General features: G+C 35.7%; 19 protein-coding genes, 1 tRNA gene and 1 pseudogene. 13 read left to right on the top strand and 8 right to left on the bottom strand.

Annotated features, from left to right (window positions below; all coding sequences use genetic code 11):
- Positions 1 to 184 precede the first annotated feature (184 nt).
- Positions 185 to 922, bottom strand: coding sequence for an oxygen-insensitive NADPH nitroreductase (nfsA, locus tag JCM14932_RS09040; protein ID WP_025024593.1), 738 nt, complete (start codon positions 920 to 922; stop codon positions 185 to 187).
- A gap of 182 nt (positions 923 to 1,104) precedes the next feature.
- Here nfsA and JCM14932_RS09035 point away from each other — a divergent pair, with 182 nt between their 5' ends.
- Together JCM14932_RS09035 and JCM14932_RS09030 are read left to right on the top strand one after the other, a co-directional pair.
- Complete coding sequence (locus tag JCM14932_RS09035; RefSeq protein WP_025024592.1) at positions 1,105 to 1,473, top strand: nuclear transport factor 2 family protein; 369 nt, start codon at positions 1,105 to 1,107, stop codon at positions 1,471 to 1,473.
- Positions 1,474 to 1,682: 209 nt separating this feature from the next.
- The gene (locus tag JCM14932_RS09030) at positions 1,683 to 3,428 is read left to right on the top strand and encodes a putative glycosyltransferase family protein (RefSeq protein ID WP_025024591.1); all 1,746 of its coding nucleotides are present in this window, start codon (positions 1,683 to 1,685) and stop codon (positions 3,426 to 3,428) included.
- Between the two features lie 31 nt (positions 3,429 to 3,459).
- Here JCM14932_RS09030 and JCM14932_RS09025 read toward each other — a convergent pair whose 3' ends face one another.
- Positions 3,460 to 4,647 carry a CPBP family intramembrane glutamic endopeptidase gene (locus JCM14932_RS09025; protein ID WP_025024590.1) on the bottom strand — a complete coding sequence of 396 codons (1,188 nt, stop codon included), beginning with the start codon at positions 4,645 to 4,647 and terminating at the stop codon, positions 3,460 to 3,462.
- A gap of 223 nt (positions 4,648 to 4,870) precedes the next feature.
- On the opposite strand from JCM14932_RS09025, the gene JCM14932_RS09020 reads away from it, so the two are divergent.
- Both JCM14932_RS09020 and JCM14932_RS09015 read left to right on the top strand, forming a co-directional pair.
- Positions 4,871 to 6,037: an iron-containing alcohol dehydrogenase gene (locus JCM14932_RS09020; protein ID WP_034543044.1), complete on the top strand. Its 1,167-nt coding sequence runs from the start codon at positions 4,871 to 4,873 to the stop codon at positions 6,035 to 6,037.
- 45 nt (positions 6,038 to 6,082) lie between these two features.
- Positions 6,083 to 6,454 (top strand): iron chaperone, encoded by a 372-nt coding sequence (locus JCM14932_RS09015; protein ID WP_025024588.1) that lies wholly within the window; start codon positions 6,083 to 6,085, stop codon positions 6,452 to 6,454.
- Positions 6,455 to 6,745: 291 nt separating this feature from the next.
- Here JCM14932_RS09015 and JCM14932_RS09010 read toward each other — a convergent pair whose 3' ends face one another.
- Positions 6,746 to 7,447 carry a polysaccharide deacetylase family protein gene (locus JCM14932_RS09010; RefSeq protein WP_025024587.1) on the bottom strand — a complete coding sequence of 234 codons (702 nt, stop codon included), beginning with the start codon at positions 7,445 to 7,447 and terminating at the stop codon, positions 6,746 to 6,748.
- 245 nt (positions 7,448 to 7,692) lie between these two features.
- Here JCM14932_RS09010 and JCM14932_RS09005 point away from each other — a divergent pair, with 245 nt between their 5' ends.
- A complete protein-coding gene (locus JCM14932_RS09005) occupies positions 7,693 to 8,472 on the top strand; it encodes a membrane protein (protein WP_025024586.1) in 780 nt (259 codons plus the stop codon).
- Between the two features lie 42 nt (positions 8,473 to 8,514).
- Here the strand turns inward: JCM14932_RS09005 and JCM14932_RS09000 are convergent, their stop codons facing one another.
- Both JCM14932_RS09000 and JCM14932_RS08995 read right to left on the bottom strand, forming a co-directional pair.
- A complete protein-coding gene (locus tag JCM14932_RS09000; RefSeq protein WP_025024585.1) occupies positions 8,515 to 9,840 on the bottom strand; it encodes a replication-associated recombination protein A in 1,326 nt (441 codons plus the stop codon).
- A 23-nt stretch (positions 9,841 to 9,863) separates the two neighbouring features.
- Positions 9,864 to 10,295, bottom strand: a complete 432-nt coding sequence (locus tag JCM14932_RS08995; RefSeq protein WP_025024584.1) for a hypothetical protein — start codon at positions 10,293 to 10,295, stop codon at positions 9,864 to 9,866.
- Between the two features lie 254 nt (positions 10,296 to 10,549).
- Between JCM14932_RS08995 and JCM14932_RS08990 the strand changes: the two genes are divergently transcribed.
- The 6 genes and pseudogenes from JCM14932_RS08990 to JCM14932_RS16350 all read left to right on the top strand — a co-directional run bounded on the left by JCM14932_RS08990 (position 10,550) and on the right by JCM14932_RS16350 (position 17,037).
- Positions 10,550 to 11,926 carry a DUF2252 domain-containing protein gene (locus JCM14932_RS08990; protein WP_025024583.1) on the top strand — a complete coding sequence of 459 codons (1,377 nt, stop codon included), beginning with the start codon at positions 10,550 to 10,552 and terminating at the stop codon, positions 11,924 to 11,926.
- Entirely contained in the window at positions 11,916 to 13,907 is a 1,992-nt protein-coding gene (gene ppk1 / locus JCM14932_RS08985; protein WP_025024582.1) for a polyphosphate kinase 1, read from the top strand. Before JCM14932_RS08990 ends, ppk1 begins: the two co-directional genes overlap by 11 nt.
- An 89-nt stretch (positions 13,908 to 13,996) precedes the next feature.
- Complete coding sequence (locus tag JCM14932_RS08980; RefSeq protein WP_025024581.1) at positions 13,997 to 14,482, top strand: GNAT family N-acetyltransferase; 486 nt, start codon at positions 13,997 to 13,999, stop codon at positions 14,480 to 14,482.
- Between the two features lie 115 nt (positions 14,483 to 14,597).
- Positions 14,598 to 16,087: pseudogene (locus JCM14932_RS15135) on the top strand (MFS transporter).
- Positions 16,088 to 16,102: 15 nt separating this feature from the next.
- Positions 16,103 to 16,600 (top strand): alcohol dehydrogenase catalytic domain-containing protein, encoded by a 498-nt coding sequence (locus tag JCM14932_RS16355; RefSeq protein ID WP_081776139.1) that lies wholly within the window; start codon positions 16,103 to 16,105, stop codon positions 16,598 to 16,600.
- Positions 16,585 to 17,037, top strand: a complete 453-nt coding sequence (locus JCM14932_RS16350) for a zinc-binding dehydrogenase (protein ID WP_081776138.1) — start codon at positions 16,585 to 16,587, stop codon at positions 17,035 to 17,037. Before JCM14932_RS16355 ends, JCM14932_RS16350 begins: the two co-directional genes overlap by 16 nt.
- Positions 17,038 to 17,077: 40 nt before the next feature.
- On the opposite strand, the gene JCM14932_RS17655 is transcribed toward JCM14932_RS16350, so the two are convergent.
- The 3 genes from JCM14932_RS17655 to JCM14932_RS08960 all read right to left on the bottom strand — a co-directional run bounded on the left by JCM14932_RS17655 (position 17,078) and on the right by JCM14932_RS08960 (position 18,095).
- The gene (locus tag JCM14932_RS17655; RefSeq protein WP_338043323.1) at positions 17,078 to 17,491 is read right to left on the bottom strand and encodes an alpha/beta family hydrolase; all 414 of its coding nucleotides are present in this window, start codon (positions 17,489 to 17,491) and stop codon (positions 17,078 to 17,080) included.
- A gap of 11 nt (positions 17,492 to 17,502) precedes the next feature.
- A complete protein-coding gene (locus tag JCM14932_RS17650; RefSeq protein WP_338043321.1) occupies positions 17,503 to 17,790 on the bottom strand; it encodes a hypothetical protein in 288 nt (95 codons plus the stop codon).
- A 233-nt stretch (positions 17,791 to 18,023) separates the two neighbouring features.
- Positions 18,024 to 18,095: transfer RNA gene (locus JCM14932_RS08960), tRNA-Gln, on the bottom strand.
- A gap of 154 nt (positions 18,096 to 18,249) precedes the next feature.
- Between JCM14932_RS08960 and JCM14932_RS08955 the strand changes: the two genes are divergently transcribed.
- Positions 18,250 to 18,576 (top strand): heavy metal-binding domain-containing protein, encoded by a 327-nt coding sequence (locus tag JCM14932_RS08955; protein WP_025024580.1) that lies wholly within the window; start codon positions 18,250 to 18,252, stop codon positions 18,574 to 18,576.
- An 11-nt stretch (positions 18,577 to 18,587) separates the two neighbouring features.
- The gene (locus JCM14932_RS08950) at positions 18,588 to 20,018 is read left to right on the top strand and encodes a C69 family dipeptidase (protein ID WP_025024579.1); all 1,431 of its coding nucleotides are present in this window, start codon (positions 18,588 to 18,590) and stop codon (positions 20,016 to 20,018) included.
- Positions 20,019 to 20,036 lie beyond the last annotated feature (18 nt).

Below are 20,036 nucleotides of genomic sequence, written 5' to 3'. Positions count from 1 at the left end.
GTCGCTGAATAATTATAATTTTAGTACTGTTGAATTTCACAAATAACGTTGAATTAATTTCGGATAATTAGAAAGCTTATGTCAACGACTGTTATCTTTATAAAAAAATGGATTCAACCAAATCATTAAGATTTGTGTCGAATCCATTTTGTTCGTTAATTAATATATTATGGCCGTACAAAATTTAATCCAAAGAGAATCCTTGTTTTCTTAAAAAGGCAGCGACATCAGCACGGTGGACTTCTTTAAAAATTGCTAAATTCTTATCAGTCCAAGATGTATCGGCTGGATTACTTTTGCGATTAACATAATAGTCTTTTACAACTTGATCATATTCTGATAAATCATTGAATTGATCTTCATTATACGAATTAGTTGCGACTTGATTTGACGGTGCCATACGAGGCTTCAACTGATTCTTAGTGCTTGGAACGCCGACAGTCATACCGAATAGAGGGATAGTAAAGTCTGGTAATTTTAATAACTTAGCTACCTGTGCAATGTTATTTCTTAGACTGCCAATATAACAGATACCTAATCCCATTGATTCAGCAGCAACAGCCATGTTTTGAGCGGCAATCGTTGTATCAATTGTGGATAGTAGAAGTGCCTCCATATTTTTGATACTATCCAAGCTCTGTTTATTTGCTCGTAAGATGTTTGCCTGACGGTGTAAGTCTGCGACGAAAACATAGAATGTATCGGCCTTTTTAACGTGAGGAGAACTAATAGTAATATCTGATAATTTATTACGTAATGTTTGATCAGTGATTTCAATAATTGAGAAGGCCTGAACGAATTCAGTCGTTGAACCGTGTTGGGCGGCAGCAATTAGTGATTCTTTTTGTTCTGGTGTAATGGGTTGATCTGTAAAGCTTCTAACGGAAACATGTTGGAGCATATTTTCAATTGTGGGATTCATTGTGAGACCTCTTTTTAAATATTTATCTTATGTAATAGGATAGCACGAATATTAATGATAAATAACAATATTAAATTTGCATAGGTTATTATTATGGTCATTTACAAGTTGTATGCTTATCTGTTAAGCGATTAATTCAGATGTACAATTATGTAAATAATTGTCGACTGGAGAAAATTATTATGGCTGATGTGGCTACAAATTTAAATACAATTCAAAGATATTTTAAATTTTCTGATTTTGCTTCGTGTGATGTAGATTCACTGAATGAGATTATTGATCTATTTAGTGAAAGTGCAAGTATCAAGTCTGGTATTAATGAAACTGCCAAGAATAAAAACGAGATCTCTGATTTTTTTAGGTCATTCTTCGGTCGCAATAAACAGTTAAAACATATTTTTGAGACTAGAAGTATCAATGACGATTACAAAACAGAGTGGGTAGTTGCGGGATTAAAGAGTGATGATACACTGTTTTCTTTACACGGATTCGATTATTATCAATTCGATGATGATGGCAAGATTGTTGATTTGAAGGTTGTTATTGAGTAATTAAATAAGATCCAATACCTAGATGATTGTTTGGGTATTGGATATTTTTATATGAAATACATATCGTACAATAATTTCAGCCAATATACTAATACACCAGTCATTGCATCCACTTTGCACAAATAGTCTCATATCAAATTATTGGATTATTGGTAATTAAATAGCTAGAATTCATTCAAAATGGATAAATACCAAGGTATGGAATTATTATGAAAAAGTTAATCAGAAAGAATTATCTAATTTTATTATTGTTTCTGTTAGTCAGCATCGTCATGATTGGTTTGATCGATTGGCATTTTGGTTATATTTTTGCGACAGGCGATTTTCATTATCATCTTGATCGAATCGAGACGCTTGCTAGTTCAATCAAACATCTAAACTTTTGGCCAAAAGTGGATGGACATTTTATTGGTGGATATGGATATGCATCTAGTTTGTTCTATCCTGATATTTTTCTATACCCGGCAGCATTGTTAAGAATTGCTGGAGCAACACCGACAGTTTCATATTTGTTCACATTAGTAATGATCAACTTTATAACTTTGTGGATCGGCTATATTTCTGGTAAGAGATTGAGCTTTTCACCACAAAAGGCATTACTTTTTACATTTATTTATTCATTCAATGCGTATAGGCTCCAGACACTTTTTAGTCGTCAGGACTTGGGTGAATTAATGGGGATGATGTTTTTCCCATTAGTATTGTCAGAATTAATTAATTTGAAACACGGTAATGTTAAGCAATGGTATGTGTTGGCATTTGCGATGATCGGAATCACTTGTTCGCATACTATTTCACTTTTCATAATGGTTCTATTTTCAGTCATGTTCGTTATTCTGAATATTAGAACGTTTTGGAATAAGCAACGTATCCTGGCCATTATTAAGGCAGCTGGATTAACATTGGGAGTCAGTGCCGGCGTGTATCTGCCAATTTTAGAACAGATGCAAGGTCAGAAGTATGCATTGACGACTGATCCGCTGATCAATATTACTAATGAAATTTTGCCATTGAAACAACTGATTTATAATTCCATGACAAATCAAGTATTTAGTGCCAATACTGTGAATGTTGGGGCAGTAATTTTTATCGGGTTGCTTGGTTACACAATTTATAATTTATTTCATCGCAAGAATTTGGATTTGACTTTCATCGCGGTACTGTTGTTGGTGGGATCTACTAATCTATTTCCTTGGAGGATATTTAGTCATTCAATACTTGCAATGATTCAATTTCCGTGGAGATTCTTCTCAGTGATTTCCTTGATTGTGGCTTATTTATTGGTTAATGATGATATGAATATTTTTCGTAATAAATATTTTGCATACAGTTTCATAGCTGTTATATCACTAGTGACTGTTGGATTGGGACAACAGACAGTCAATGAGTCGCCGGACAAGTTAGAAAGTTACGCTGCCTTTAATAAGATTGACAGCTTCTATATTGGAGCTGGACACGAATATTTACCGAGTGAAGTCAGTTATCCTGAAGTTTTGGAACATAAGGATAGAATGCTGGATTACAATCGTTCGATGGTTTCCATTGATGGATCAACAATCAATCGCCAGTACATTGCGTTTAATTTCAATACATATGGCAAGACAGCAAAAATCGAATTACCGTTGATATATTACAAAGGATATCAAACTGAAGTTTATGGAACCGGACGATCCACTGTTCCCGAAATTTCTAAATCAGGTTTAACTGATATCAAGTTGACGGGTAATGGTACTGTCAAAATTCAATATGAGAATACTTTGATTCAGAAACTCAGTCTAATGATTTCACTCACAACAATATTCTTCATGGCGCTGGCATTTTTCAGCAAGAGGAGACATACTTATATTTCATTATCAGAAGAAGTACCAGTTTTCGTTATGCCGACTGAATACGATTATGTATTTGTCTATCAAATCGTTGATGGTGTCGATGATGTCACTTCTAATGACGAATAAAAAATAACTCAACCAAAGCGGTTGAGTTATTTTAGTAGAACCATGAATTTTGTTCACGTAAGTATGTTTGACGTAGTAGATAGAAAGAAACCAGTAAGTAAAATAAAACTATTATGATCATACCGATTATGTAGTCTGTGGTAACTTTGCCCGTCATCAACATTCCTTGTTGGCTGAAGGAGAAGATATCGATCAATGAATGCATGATTACTGGCCAAATAAATAGTCCAGTGTATAAGTATATAGAGCTGAATAACATGCCGATTCCGAATGCGGCAAGTACTTGAATAAGTGTGTTTGGTAGGTCTTGTCCAGCGGATACATTAGTTAAATGAATTAGGCCAAATAAAAAACTACTGATGAGTGCTGAATAAAATATTTTGTATCTGAATCTATCCAAAATAATTAATAATATTGTGAGGAAGATGTATCTAAAGGCTGTTTCCTCAGCTATACCAGCCTTTAATCCGGATAAGACATATTTGACAGTGAAATGTATGCCAGAGAAGTCAAATAAATAAAAACTACTGAAAAAGTTTTTACCAGCACCAAATGAATTTTGAAGTAGGAACCAGATACAAATGATCATTAATGCTATAAGTATCCACGGCTTAGTTTTATTGGCTATTTTGTATCCGGGGAATTCAAAGTTCCAGTTGTGCATAATTATTAGCGCTAGGACAAAGAAGGCGATGGCGTCAACGAATCCACTATTTGATATTGTATTAGCAGTCGCATTCTTGGCGATAATTGTTTGAGAAATAACAAACTCAAATGAAGGTATGATGGTTATCAATAATAAAAATGACATTAAAAGTTTGCTTAAGTTACCGGAAATGTGTGACCAAATAATAATGGCGGTCGGGATATACATTAAAAGAAAAACGATAATTGTTACTGTGATGCCGATAAATGAATTCCATGGAAGGAAATCCTGCGTCAACAAAATAAAGTAATTAAAACTGATGTAATTACTGATCAATTGAAAAATTGCTTGAAAATAAACGTTAATTATTGAGATGTCATATTTTCGTCTTTCGACTACACCACCACCAAAGTTCAAAATAGTCATGGCAATTGGTGCGAACAGCGTTTGCTTAGTCGTGAAGAAATGCGCCCAAACTAAAATAACATTGATCAATATTTGTGAATAAAAAATGTAATGAATAATTGGATGGTAACTGTTTCTTTGTTTGTAAATCGTAGATGTATCTATCATAATATCCCCCTATAATTAACTAAATTTTAAATCAATAGTTAGTAAATAGATACTGTTAATTTAATTGTGTTTAAGCAACCGGTACGTTGCTGTAAAAGCTGCTAAAAAGCCGATTATCACTTTGTTGGCATTATTTTTCAATTTTTAAGCATTATATATAAAACCGCTTACACAAATGATATTATTAAAAACATCAAAAGATTCATTGAAAGGTTATGAAATTATGAGAAACTTTGATTTTTTAATGCCAAGTGTTAACTTCTTTGGACCAGGTGTCATTGAAAAGATTGGTGAACGTGCAAAAATATTAAATATGAAACGTCCATTGGTTGTTACTGATACATTTTTAGAAAAGTTACCAAATGGACCTTATGAACAAACAGCCAAGTCGCTACGAACAGCCGGTATAGATTTCGTTTTATATGATGGAGTTGAACCGAATCCCAAAGTAAGAAATATTCAAGCAGCTAAGAAGCTTTATATCGAAAAAGGTTGCGATAGTATTATCACTGTCGGCGGTGGTTCAGCACATGATACTGGTAAGGGTACGGGTATTATTTTAACAAACGGTGATGATATCACTGAGTTGGCCGGGATCGAGACACTTGATAATCCGTTGCCACCACTAATGGCAGTGAACACAACCGCCGGAACTGGTTCAGAATTAACTCGTCATTGTGTTATCACTAACACTGAAACACATTTGAAGTTTGTAGTTGTTTCATGGCGTAATATTCCGTTAGTGTCATTCAATGATCCAATGCTGATGCTGGACGTCCCTCGTGGTATGACCGCTGCTACAGGGATGGATGCCTTTGTCCAAGCAATTGAACCTTACGTATCGATCAATCGCAACGATATTACTGATAGTCAATGTGAGAAGGCAATTCAATTGATTGAAGAGAGTCTACGTGAAGTTGTAGCTAATGGTCATAATATTGAAGCCAGAACTAAGATGGTAGAAGCAGAGATGCTTGCCGGAATGGCGTTCAATAATGCAGATTTAGGCTATGTTCATGCTATGGCTCATCAGCTTGGCGGACAGTACGATGCACCACACGGTGTTTGTTGTGCGTTATTACTACCATATGTTGAGAAGTTTAATTTGATTGCTTGCCCTGAAAGATTTGCTAAATTGGCAAAAATCATGGGTGAAAATACTGATGGTTTATCAACACGTGATGCAGCAGAATTATCGATCAAAGCTATGAAGCAAATGGCAATTGATGTTGGTATTCCTAAGAGTATCAAAGAAATTGGTGCAAAAATCGAAGACTTTCCAATGATGGCGGAGAATGCTCTGAAGGATGGAAATGCATTCTCCAACCCTCGTAAGGCAACCAAAGAGGAACTTATCCAATTATATCAAGAAGCGTATGATGCAAATTAAGAATCTGCTATACTAAAGAAAATTTTAGTATATGGAGAAATCACTATGGATGTATTTGAGGATTTTTTAACTAATATTGAGGATGAATCACATCGTGCACGAATGATTGAAATAATTGATTGGGTTCAGCAAACTTTTCCTGAGTTACAAAAACGTTTTGCATGGAAACAACCTATGTTTACCGATCATGGAACATTTATTATTGGTTTCAGTGTAGCAACTAAACATATTTCGGTCGCTCCTGAGGGTAAGAGCATGGATCTGTTCGTAACTAAGATTGAAAAAGCTGATTACACTCATGGAACTAAGATGTTTCGAATTAAATTCGATCAGGATATTAATTATGATTTGTTAAGAGAGATAATTGAATTTAATATTGAGGATAAAAAAGATTGTGAGACATTTTGGCGTAAATAATAAAACAAGCTATCAGGATTTTTTCCTGATAGCTTGTTTAGTTGTGTGTTCAAATCCTACAAAAGGGAGAATCAAAGCAATAATTAAGAAAAACATTGGTAACTGATATCTTCTCCTCGGTGCACGCATGGCATCACCTCTACTAAGTTGAAAAAGTTCCTACCAGTATTGGGATAGGGACTCTTTCTAGTTGAGTAATAGGTTGGTACGGGGGTAGATACAAATGCCTCTTTGTATCTATCTATACTATGCCATGATATGAATTATTACTCTAGTTATATGCTTATGATATTAACCATTAATAATGATTTGTCCAAATTCTTCAAGACTGATACCTTTGTTAACACGAACACGGTTAAGACTGAGCAATCCAGTATCTTTATGTGCTAAACCTTCGTTGGTAGTGACAGCTAGTTTGTGGCCAGACTTTGCAGCGAGTCGTGGTGTGAATTGGTTGTAGTGTCCAGCAGGATACGCCACAGCGATGGTGTTTTGGTGTAAGAGTGTATCTAAGTTATCCTTACCGGTTATCATTTCTGAAGATTGTTTTTGCTCCGTCATTTTATCTAGATCCATATGGTGGAAGGTGTGATTTTGAATGGCAATGTGACTATTCTTGAGATGTTTGAGCTGATAGGTACTTAAGAAGCTTGCTCCATTTTGTCCATTGATAATATCGAAGACAGTTGCTTTAGCGTGGTAGTTCTTATAAAGATTCTTTAATGCATCAAAATTATTTTTATATCCATCATCTAAGGTTATCCAAACAATATTTTTACGTGGCTTTTTGTTAGTTTTCAAAACGGCATAAGCCTCATGCGGACTAAGAAAATAATAATGATGTGACTTCAAGTAAGAAATTTCTTCTTCGAATTGTTCGATTGGAACATTCAGTGAATTGCCAGTGGCCGCAATTGAATGATACATTAGGATTGGAAATTTAATTGGAGTGTCAGATTTTTTCCAATGTTTACTGATTTTGTGAGTGTTCACTTGATTGGTTTTGGCAGAGACAGTCTGAACAGGAAGACAAGTAGTTGTCAGAAGGAGGGTTGTGAATAGTACTATGATTTTTTTCGTGGTTTAATCCTTTTTTATAAGTTGCTTTTTGTACTATAACTTAAATTACGTGAAAAGTCAGAATTTATTCTGAAACAAATTGATTTATTATGTGAACATGCTTTGAATATAAGTAATGATATAATTAATTAAAATCTGCATCGTAAAGGAGAATTTTTTTGGATAGCTACTTGAAGTGGATTTTAGAAATAGTGATAACTTTTACGGTTGTACCATATGTTACGGCTAGAGTCGTATCTTGGATCGGTCATGCTGCCAAAGGCATGTTGGTCAATAATCTGGGAAACAATAGTCAATTAGTCGTTGGTGGGTTGGGCGTCGTGATTCATGAATTGGGTCACGCTATCTTTGCCTTTGTCTTTGGACATCGAGTCACGAAGGTACAATTACTTAATTTTCATTATAAGAATTCCGGTGAATTAGGTTCGGTTAGTCATTCTTGGAATGAACGTAATATTTATCAACGCTTGGGTAATTTTTTTATTGGAATTGCTCCATATTATATGTGTTCATTAGTTTTATACTTTTTACAGAAATACTTATTAAATGCACAAATAAACTTTACTAGTATCGGTTCAGATTCAACGATAACTATTAGTGGAATTACTGAATTAGTTTTGAATAATTTGAAGACATCATTTGTGAATGGAACTTGGTCAATGATTCTTCTTTATTTGATATTGACCATTATGATCGCCAGTACAGGATATGATTTGAGTGATGCTGATTTCCAAACCGTCAACAAGGGTATTTTGCCTTGGGTAGTTGTGCAGTTTGTCATTGGAAATATTTTTATTATTTTGGGCAAGATGGATACATTAGATAATTACTTATTACAATTTACTAGTTTCTCGGTTTTATTTATGGTTCATGCCATATTCAGTATGGTGTTGGCGATGATCTTTATTAAGATACTAGGAATATTTGATATATTTTAGAGATAAACAAAAACAGCTTGATCCTTACAGATCAGGCTGTTTTTATTTATCGTGGTTTTGATGCCATTCTTTAATGTATTCAAAACGTTGCTTAAAACGTTTTTCATTACCTTGTTCTGTTGGTTCGTAATACTCATGTCCAGCAATTTCGGGTGGATTGGTTTTCATGGTTGTAATCTTATCAGCAGAATCGTGTGCGTATTGATAATTTTTCCCATAATCCAAGTCTTTCATCAAACTAGTAGGAGCATTGCGTATTTGTAATGGGACCGGCAAGTTGCCGAATTCTTTAATGTCTTTTTCGACGTTTAGATGAGCTTCGTAGACGGCGTTCGACTTAGGAGCTAATGACAAGTAGATCACTGCTTCCGTTAAGTGGACATTGCATTCAGGCATTCCAATGAATTGACATGCCTGAAAGACATCGACTGCAAGTGAAAGAGCACGGGTGTCAGCTAGTCCGATATCTTCGCTGGCAAAGCGAACTAATCGTCTGGCTATGTATAGCGGATCTTCGCCACCGTCCATCATACGATGCAACCAATAGATGGCTGAATCAACATCACTATTACGCATTGATTTGTGGAGTGCTGAAATAATATTGTAGTGTTCTTCACCCTTTTTGTCGTAGCGAAGTGACTTGGTATTAATAGTCTCACTTAAAGTTTTGGTGTTGATGGTGACAGTATCAGCTTCTTTTTCACCATTTAAGACAGCCATTTCCAAAGTATTGAGCGCTGCTCTGGCGTCGCCATTAGCAAATTCAGCAATGATCTCAAGACTTTCGTCATCAATTTTTACTGTTAATTTGGGGAAGGCATTCTTATTGTTCAAAGAATTATGCAGTAACTGTACAATGTCTTCCTTAGTCAATGACTTAAGGATGAAAACTTTGCATCTTGAAAGTAGGGCAGAGTTGATTTCAAATGATGGATTCTCAGTTGTAGCACCAATCAAAATAATGCTGCCTTTTTCAACGAATGGCAAAAAAGCATCTTGTTGAGCCTTATTGAAACGATGAATTTCATCAATGAAAACAATTGTCCGTTGACCAATTTCACGGTTCATTTCGGCTTCTTCCATAATTTTGCGAATTTCTTTGATACCACTGGTAACGGCGCTAAAGGTAATAAAATTGGATTTTGTTTTTTCAGCAATAATATGCGCTAAAGTAGTTTTACCGACACCGGGCGGACCCCAAAGGATAATTGATGATAATTTATCTTCGTCAATTATTTCACGAAGGATTTTTCCTTTGCTAATCAATTGTTGTTGGCCAACAAATTCATCTAGGCTATTAGGTCTAATACGATTTGCGAGAGGAGTGTTTTGCTCGTTTGCGGATGCAAACAATGATTCTTGTTTCATAAGTTCCTCCTTAATTCATAATACTAGAATTTTAACGTTATTTTTTCACGGTCTAAGCCGGGATCAATATAAACATCATCGAGTTGCAGTTCGAATACCTGAAGCTTAGAACCGATCAAGTCCCAGACTTTTTGATAATTAGGGACCGTTTCAAGATATTTTGTAAGTAATTCTTTCATAGTTTTATCTGAATGCTGAATTGAAACATTTTGTGAACGAATGTAAGGATTGCCGATCATATCACTGTTGGGAATACTGATGAAAGCAACACTTTGAGCTTTGTCGTATTCTGCAGTGCCGACAGTACCTTTAACAGATGAAAAGAATAGAGTGTTTGGTTGATCTTCGAACCAAACAAAGTTAACGATTTTTACATTTGCCATGTTATCGACCGACAAACTGAGTGCCATCTTGTTGGTGGTTTTTGTGACTTCTTTTAATAGCGAAATATTCATGATATCTTGCTCCTTTATTGAGATGTCTTTATCGTTAATTATAACATAATCGAATGTACGTTCGCACATCTGATATTTAACAAAAAAATCGACAAATTTCGTCGATTTTTTTGTTTGTCACGTAATTTATTTATAGTATGGAAAAATTAAAGGCAGTTTTAAGTAAATTTTTATATGATCCTTGAATTAAGCGTGCAATTACTGATAATTATCTGGACCAGCTATTGTATAATTACTTCTAAGGAGATGAAACGATGACAAATCCTACACCTTATACTTTCCAGGATACTGATGCGTTCAAAAGTACCGAGCAATTAATTATTAAGGGTCGATACTTTGCAACCATGGTTCCTGATGATTTTGATAAATTTGAACCAGTTAAACGAAATATTCATAAAATTTTAAATATAAAAAATAAATTATTGGTTCCAGAATTAATAGACGTGAAACGTGAACGAATGTCGAAATCGCTGTTTGCGTATTTTCGAGGAACTGCGGATGTAATGCACTATGATCTATCTAATCATCCTAGTAGCGGTATCAAAGTTCTGATCGGTGGGGATGCTCACTTAGGTAACTTTGGTTTTTATGGCTCATCTGAAGGTCAACTATTGTTTGATATGAATGACTTCGATGAAGCTCATTTGAGTTATTGGGAATATGATTTGAAACGATTCTTAGTCAGCGCTCTGTTGGTGGCAAGGGATCATGGGTTTGATGAATCAGATATCCAGGAGTTTTTGTTATCGGTCATTCATACATATTTTGATACTTTGAAACATATGACAAAAATCTCTGAAATGAAGAGATTTATTTTGCCGAACACTTTGCAGAATATTACTGAGATTTTTGGTGAGTTAAAGGATAATGAAGAATATTTTCAACAATCTTTTGAGAAATTAATAACCAAAAGTATCAAAAAAGCTCAAAAAAGTAATTCTAAACTTGTTATCGAGAAATATACGGAAATCAACGATCGTGGAGAACGTAGATTTATCGAAAACAAGCCGGTCACTCAACATATTAGTAAAGTTGACTTCGATACATTAGTCGAAGGATACAAAAAGTATAAGAAACACCAACGTAGTGATGTTAGACTATTCCTCGAAGATTTCGACATTATCGATGTAGTTCGACACAGTGTCGGTGTAGGTAGTGTTGGAACTTTGTGTTATCTGATCTTGTTGCAAGATCTGGATAAAAACTATTTGGTTCTTCAAGCAAAGCAAGCTTTACCAATTTATAATAATGACGAATTGTATACTGACAAAAAGCTCAGTCAAGGTCAAAATATCGTTGATAGTCAGTTAATTTTGCAAAGTGCTTCAGATCCGTTCCTGGGGGCCTTTGACACAAAGAAATACAGCTTCTATATGCGTCAATTCAAGGATATGAAAACTTCTATAAATTTGGATAAATTAGATTATGAATCGTTTGAAGATTACGTACGAGTTTGTACGATATTATTAGCCAGAGCGCATTCGCATTCTCCAAATTATCCATTGATTATCGGATTTGGTGAGGAATTTAAGGACTTTGATAATTCATTGATGAACTTTGTCAACAGTTATACAAAACAAGTGATGTACGACTACGATTCATTTAAAGAGGAACTAGCAAATGGAAAATAAATATTATAATAGGGATTTGAGCTGGTTGCTGTTCGACAATCGAGTTATCGATCAAGCTTATAACAAAAAAGTACCTTCGTTAGAAAAGTTGCGATTCCTGTCAATTGCATCTAATAACTTAGACGAGTTTTTTGGAGTAAGATTGCATAATGTGCAAACGATGATCAATAAGAATCGTGTCGATAAACGGACTGGTTTCAATGGGATGGAATTGTTGAGTATTATATACGAATTCAATTCACGCAATATTACTAAACAATATCAGGCTTTGGCTTTGGTATTGGAAGAATTAAGAGAAAAAGGTATCTTTGAAATTCGGAGATATGAAGACTTGGAGTTTTCTGAAAAAAACCATGTTAATGACTTCTTCAAACGTGAGATTGCTGACAAATTGAAGATACATGAATTTTTACCTGAACAAAAAACCATGAGTAATTTGAACTTTTTGTTGTGCGGTAAGGACAAGAATTATACGATTCCAGTGCCTAATGATATGAATCGTATTATTGAAACGGGGATTCCTAACACGTTCGTCATGCTTGGAGATTTGATCTATGCCAATATGGCTGACATCACAACGGGGCTAGATATTGAACAGGTCTATGTATATCGTGTGACTTATGACAAGAACAAGAAGTATGATTTCTTAGATCCAAACATGGGTGATTCAGAATATTTGGAGAAGATGACTGATTATGTCAACAATCGTGGTCCTCGAAAGATTACTCGTGTTGAGTTCTACAGTCCTGAACATAAGGGGAGAAGTTTCTTTGCCGGGCTGTTTGGTTTGAGTAAGAAGAGTGTCTACGCGATTCCGGGTCCGTTGGATCTGAAATTCCTAGACAAATTATTCAAACGTTATAAGAATCAGAGTAAATTGATTTTTCCTTCGTTCCAAGGATTAGAGTGGAAACCTAGTCAGAATATTTTTGAATATTTGAATAGAAAATCACTCCTGGTTCAGTATCCTTATGATTCTTTTGATGTCTTTTTGAATTTCTTAAGGACAGCGGTTAATGATTCTCGGACTACGGCGATTCAGATGACCATTTATCGGACCGAAAAAAACTCTCAGGTCGTAAAATTGTTGAAAGAGGCTGCAGCAAAGGGAATTGAAGTTAAGACGGTAGTAGAATTAAGAGCCAGATTTGATGAAGATCATAATTTGGATGTCGCTGAAGAATTGAAACAAGCAGGATGCAAGGTTTATTATGGTGACCGTTTGAATAAGGTTCATGCCAAGATTTGCTTGGTGCGTCAAGGTAAGTCCAAGGGATATGTCCAAATCGGAACTGGTAATTATAATGCTGTTACTGCCAAGGTATTTTCTGATATTAGTTTTTATACACATAATCAACGTTATGTTAATGATGCTGTCAAATTCTTCGAGGAATTGGAGGGCAAAGGTAATACTGGCTTTGAACTATTAGTTACGTCTCCTAATGACTTGAAGAGAATGATTTTGAGAAAAATCAAAAAATCCACTCAAGATTACTTGCGTGACGGTAAAGCCGAAGTTTTCATGAAAGTCAATGGATTGACTGATGTGGATGTTATCAATGGTATTTATCGTGCAGCTAGATTGGGATTGCCCTTTAGACTTATTGTCAGAGGACCTTGTTCACTGAAATTGGGGATTTGTGGTGAAAAGGAAGATATCGTCGTGAAGAGTATTGTCGGCGAATTGTTAGAGCACAGTCGAATCTATAGTTTTACATATGGTAATGGAAGTACCGAAACTTGGATTTCTTCAGCCGACCTCATGACGAGAAATCTTGATCGTCGTGTAGAAATTGCAGTGCCAATCGTTGAGTCACAACCTAAAAAGCAAATGAGTAAAATTATTAAGATGTATTTGAGAGATTCTGCCAATTCTTATTACTTAACCAAAGATGGGGAATATTTTAAGAGTAAGAAGTTTATTGATTTTTCTGCTCAACAAACTTGGTTAAGAAGAATCAAATGGAAGAAGTACATTTAACACAGACACTACTGGAATAAATTCGGTAGTGTTTTTATTTTGCGTTATTATATATGAATATAATTGTTTTTTTTGAAAGGAATTCATCTATGAAGTTTGCACTTGCGACAATTGACGATTTACCTGAGATTATGAAATTAGAACATTTAGGTTTCAATGAAGCTGAAGCCGGCAGTGAAGAAGCATATCGTGATCGAATCAATAAATTACACGAAACATTTTTGACTGTTCAAGATGACGGCAAGGTTATTGGTTTTGTCGTCGGTCCTGCAGTTAAACAGAGATTTATTGAGGATGAAATGTTTGATGTTACACCCGATAATTTGTTTGATGGTGGGCATCAATTGATTTTCACGATTGCCATTGATCCTGATTATCGTGGTCAAGGCATTGGAAGTAAGTTACTTACGAAGTTCGAAAGCAACGCTCGTAAAGCACACAGAACCAGTATTGCTTTGACCTGTTTGAAAGATAGAATTCCCTTTTATGAGAAAAATGGCTATATCAATCAAGGAATAGCGGGTTCTGAACACGGCAATGAAGTTTGGTATAACATGGAAAAGATTATCAACTAAAATGATAGTCTTTTTATTTTTTTCTGAAAACAAAATTCTTAAGGCTTACTTTTTCAGAGAATTAGCTGTTTAATTGAGTGTATAAGTATTTTTTTATTTATTGGGGGAATAAGATGTGAACGAATCACAAAAACGGACAATGGTAACTATCGCTTTGTTGTTATCGAATATTATGACTGGTATGGATGCAACAATTGTCAATACAGCTTTGCCAGCGATAACAGGCGACTTACACGGATTGGCCTATATGGGTTGGATCGTTGCAACATTTCTATTAGGGTTGCAGTCTCAACACCGCTTTGGAGTAAGTTTGGTGAGCATCGTGGGAATAAAAAGGCATATATTTATTCAACAATATTATTTTCACTTGGTGCAATTTTTCAAGGAATAGCACCTAACATTCAGTGGTTTATTATTGCCAGAACAGTGATGGGTATTGGTGGCGGTGGTATGAACACCATTCCATTTATTGTTTTTGCACAAATTTATCCTAATTTGCGTAAACGCTCGCAGATGATTGGATTAGCAACTGCGTTTTTTAGCACCGCTTCGATTATTGGACCGCTGATCGGTGGTTGGATTGTTGATGCACTGACTTGGCGCTGGGTCTTTTATTTGAATGTACCGGTAGCGTTATTGTCAGTAACGATTCTAATTATTTTTTATAAAGATTCTAAGCCTGGTGCTAAAGGTAAGTCTGTCGATTATTTAGGAGCCACTTTATTAGTCGTAGGATTAGTTGCTATTTTGACGGGTATTCAAATGGTCGGTGTTTCGTCTATTTGGGTCGTTGTGGGATTATTGATAGTCGGAGCCATCTTAATTGCTTGGATGATCAAGGTTGATAGCAAAGCTGAAGATCCAATTGTTCCCAGTCGATTATTAACTAACAAAGATTTAGTAATTGATTTTGTTTTATTTGTGATTATCTGGGGATCATTTGTTGCGTTCATAACTTATATTCTAATGTGGGCACAAGGAATCTTAGGATTGAGTGCCTTGATGGGTGGTATGACACAGATCCCTGGTGCTGCCACTAATATTATTGGTTCTGAATCTGTGTCGTTCTTGCAGACTAAGTTTAGTAAGTATTTAATTGTGACCGTCGGTACCATTGCTATATTTATTTCTTTTATGACTATTCTTATATTTGGACAACAAACTCCTTTTTGGTTATTGTTAACTGCAGGAGGCTTCGAAGGTTTCGGAGTCGGAACGATTTTTAATATTTTACAAGTTAATGTTCAGACAGATGCGGAACAACGAGATATTCCAACAGCTACTTCGCTGGCGTATTTGTTGAGAATCCTTAGCCAAACTTTGATGTCATCAGTATATGGTGTAATTCTCAACCATGCTCTGATGCGTGGAGTTGCAAACTCTCACCATACGATCACGATGCGAATGCTCAATCATCTAGGTGATGCTAGTAAAGCTAAGCAGTTGCCACAGAACTTAGTGCCAGCTATGCGTAAAATCCTGTATACCGGTTATCGAAATATTATGTTGACGGGACTGTTTTTGATTATAATTTCATTGATAATTGTGGTAAGTATGTTGGTTCGTTTTCATAAGCAGGCTGTTCCTGAACAAGCAAAAAATTAGAAGGGATGTTGTCGCATGCAAGCTAATGCCGTTGTAATTGATAATTATGGGGATAGTAATGAATTTCATGATGCTTTGGTTGAGGTGCCAGAACTGAAGCCTAAGCAATTATTGTTAAAAGTTGCTGGAAGTTCAGTTGCACCGTTTGATATATCAGTACGTAAAGGTGTATTTAAAGATGACTTTTCATTGAATATGCCAGCTATCACCGGAACTGATGTTGTTGGTGAAATAGTTGCTAAAGGTTCGGCTGTAGATCAATTTGACATAGGTGATATAGTCTGTGGAATGGTTGGTGTCAAAGGATTCGGTGCATACGCTGATTATGCAATACTTGGTCAGAGTAAAGCCGCCAAGATTCCTGATAATATGGCTGTGGAAATAGCTGCAGTTTTACCAATGACGGCGATTCCGGCCTATAATTCATTGTTTGACCTAGGTCAATTGGTGCCTGGTGAAAAAGTTTTGATCATGGTGGTGCTGGTGGTGTCGGTTCAATGGCAATTCAATTAGCTAAGAACGCTGGAGCAACAGTGTATACAACCGCTAGCCCTCGCAATATAGATGATCTAAAGAAATTAGGTGCTGACCGAGTTTTGGATTATCATACTGAAAAATTTGAGGAAGAATTATCTAATCTTGATTTGGTTATCGACACTGTTGGTCACGATACTTATAAGCATAGTTTTGAAGTATTGAAGTCCGGTGGACGTTTGGTTTCGCTGGTGGAATCACCAAATGAAGAGTTGGCTGACGAATATAATGTTCATGCTATGTATCTTAGTGGTAAATTCGATAATCCATTGAGTAAGGTTGTTGAATTGGTTGCTGGAAAGAAAATCAAGTTGCATGTTCAAAAGATTTTTCCACTTAATGCTAAAGGCGTTAAGGATGCGCAAGATTACTATGAGAACAATCATGTCTTTGGTAAAGTTGCTTTAATTAAGTAGAATATAAAAAATCGCCGAAATTTAATTTCGACGATTTTTTTTAGTTTACTTGACCATTCAGCCAATGTATAAGGATATCTGCGATAACTCTTTGCTGATCAGCATTGCTGATTTCAGCCTTATTGTCACCTTTTTGCTTGCCATAACTACCGAACCCTGCGTGATTACCACCATTTATTTCTACGTAATCGGTTGATTTTGGTAGTAACTTTTTTGCCTTTTTATAATTGGTTTTGTTCAGAACACCATCATTACTTCCAGTAATTGAAAGAACTGGTTCCTTAACATTTCTGAGGTCTCCCTTTTTCTCAGGGTAACTTGCTAAGAAGAAGACACCACGAAGTTCCTTTGTATTCTTTGCCGCATAACGGGCTGCCATGGTGCCTCCAAGTGAATGACCACCAATTATGTAGGAATGATTGCTCTGGACTCTCTTGGCTGCGTTAGCGTCCACGACAGCTAGATTCAATGGGAACTTAGCAATGTAGACAGTGTAGCCATTTTTGCTAGGGTAGAGGCCCAAATGCTGTAACTCTTAGGATTGACCAAGGCACCTGGATAAAAAATTATAACTGGTTTACTAACATCACCTTGAAACTTGTAAGTATCATCGACAAAGGTGCTGTTGTCAGCCGCTTCTTCAGCTGTTTTGGATGGTTCATATTCCACTTGCTTAGCAATTAAAAACGCAGCACTGATCAGAACTATAATTGTTACGGCGATGCCGATTAACCATTTAAAAACTTTTTTCATGGTGTTCATTCCCTTGTTTGATGAATGTAATTATATATATTGTATTATCATGATTGAAATTAGACAATTGAAAGATATTAAAATATCTAAGTAAATTTTTAACGGACTATACCATATAAATTTTTAAATATAATTGATTTCTACAATGGAAGAATAAGATATATTGATAAACGTAATAAAAAGGGACGTTACTAGTAGAAATACTAATAACGTCCCTTAAATTGCTGTATCCATTGGGCAAGTAGGGTTCGAACCTACAAATTGCGGATTCAGAGTCCGCTGCCTTACCGTTTGGCGATTGCCCATTAACGCTTAATGATTAACAATAAAATATTAATAAAAAACTGAAGCAAAGTCAAGTGAAAATATGTGAAAAATTTGGTTAATAATGGTATTTAATAATGATTCTTGTGTTATCCTTATTATGGGAGTGATAAAAAATATTTGTGAGGTGAATATATGGATAGTAGCGAGATATTAGTAACTACAACTGAACGTATTCCAGGGAAAGAATACGAGATCATCGGTGAGGTGTTTGGATTAACAACTCAATCGAAGAATGTAGTCAGAAACATTGGTGCTGGCTTGAAGAACATCGTTGGTGGTGAGATCAAGGCTTACACTGAACTACTTTCTGAAGCTCGTGATATAGCGATTGAGCGTTTACGTGATAATGCTGTAAAGATGGGAGCTGATGCCGTAGTGATGATGAGATTCGATTCAGATTCGATAAGTGCCGATATGGAAACAGTTGCTGCTTACGGGACCGCAGTAAAATTTAAGTAAGGTGAGATTAAATGTCATTAGAATATAACAAGAGTTCTCTTTCAGCTTGTACAAGTATATTAATAGGTAAAAAGGCCACGATCGATGGCTCAACTATTATCGGAAGAAACGAGGATTCACAGGCCTCATGGCCTAAGCATTTTGTGATTCATGAACACAAAGAGTTCGACGATGACCAAAAGTTTGTTTCTCAAGCTAATGATTTTTCAATGGATCTACCCAAAACTCGCTTTAAATATTCAGCTACTCCTGAATGGACTTTCAAAGAAGGCTTATTTGAGGAAGATGGTTTCAACGAATATGGAGTAGGTATGAGCGCTACAGAAAGTGCTTATTCCAACCAACGTGTCTTAGGAGTTGATCCGCTTGATGAAAATGGTATTGGTGAAGAAGCAATGATCACTGTCGTTTTGCCATATGTGAAAACAGCTCGGGAAGGTGTTTTGCGTCTTGGTAAAATTATCGAAGAGCATGGAACATGCGAAACAAACGGTGTACTATTCTCCGATAAGGATGAAGTCTGGTATTTTGAAAGTGGTTCAGGTCACTATTGGGTTGCACAACGAATTCCCGACGACAGTTATGCAGTTGTTGCCAATCAATTAGCAATTCAAGAAGTTGACTTTAACGACGCAGATAATTTCTTATTTAGAAATGATCTACAAGAATTTGTGAACGATAATAGTTTGAATCCAGATCCAAAGGGATTTAATTTTAGAAATATTTTTGGAACTCACGATCTTTCGGATGAAATCTATAGTACTCCACGTGTTTGGTGGGGTCAGCAACAGTTCTCAGGTGCAACTGACGAAAGCCCTGAGAGTGAAGAACTATCATTCGTTAAAAAGGCAAATCGATTACTAAGTGTCGACGATGCCCAAGATTATCTAGCATCACATTATCAAAAGACTGAGTTTGATCCATTAAACAATGGCGCAAACAACAAACGTTATCGTCCAATCAGTTTGGCAAAGACGCAAGAATCACATGTATTGCAGATTCGTCAAGATATGGACCCTGAAGTTGCTTGTGTTCAATGGCTCGCTATGGGTGTAGCTTCACAAAGTATCTATGTTCCATTCTATATGGTTATGACAGATACTCCAGAAGACTACAAGATCGGTGAATTACCATACGATAGCAAGTCAGCTTATTGGACATACAAGTTGGCTGGTGTTTTGTTAGATGGTCATTACAAAGAGCTTGGCAAGGATTACCAAGCAAAACAAAAAGATATTAATATCACTCTTCGTAACATGTTACGTGACTTTGATATGAAAGCCTTGAGCAAAGACTCTGAGGAATTACCTGAATTTTTAACTGACGCATCATTTAAGATGGCTAAGACATCAATGGATGCATACAAAGAATTAATTGCACAGTTAATTACGGACTCGACTAATTTTTCGCCTCTGAACTTTAAGACAGATATGAATTTATAATATTTGAACTTTGAAATA

This window comes from Companilactobacillus nodensis DSM 19682 = JCM 14932 = NBRC 107160 (assembly GCF_000615905.1).
GTDB classification, from domain to species: Bacteria; Bacillota; Bacilli; order Lactobacillales; family Lactobacillaceae; genus Companilactobacillus; species Companilactobacillus nodensis.
Note: the sequence above shows the minus strand (reverse complement) of the source record. Positions and strands in the feature narration are given on the sequence as shown.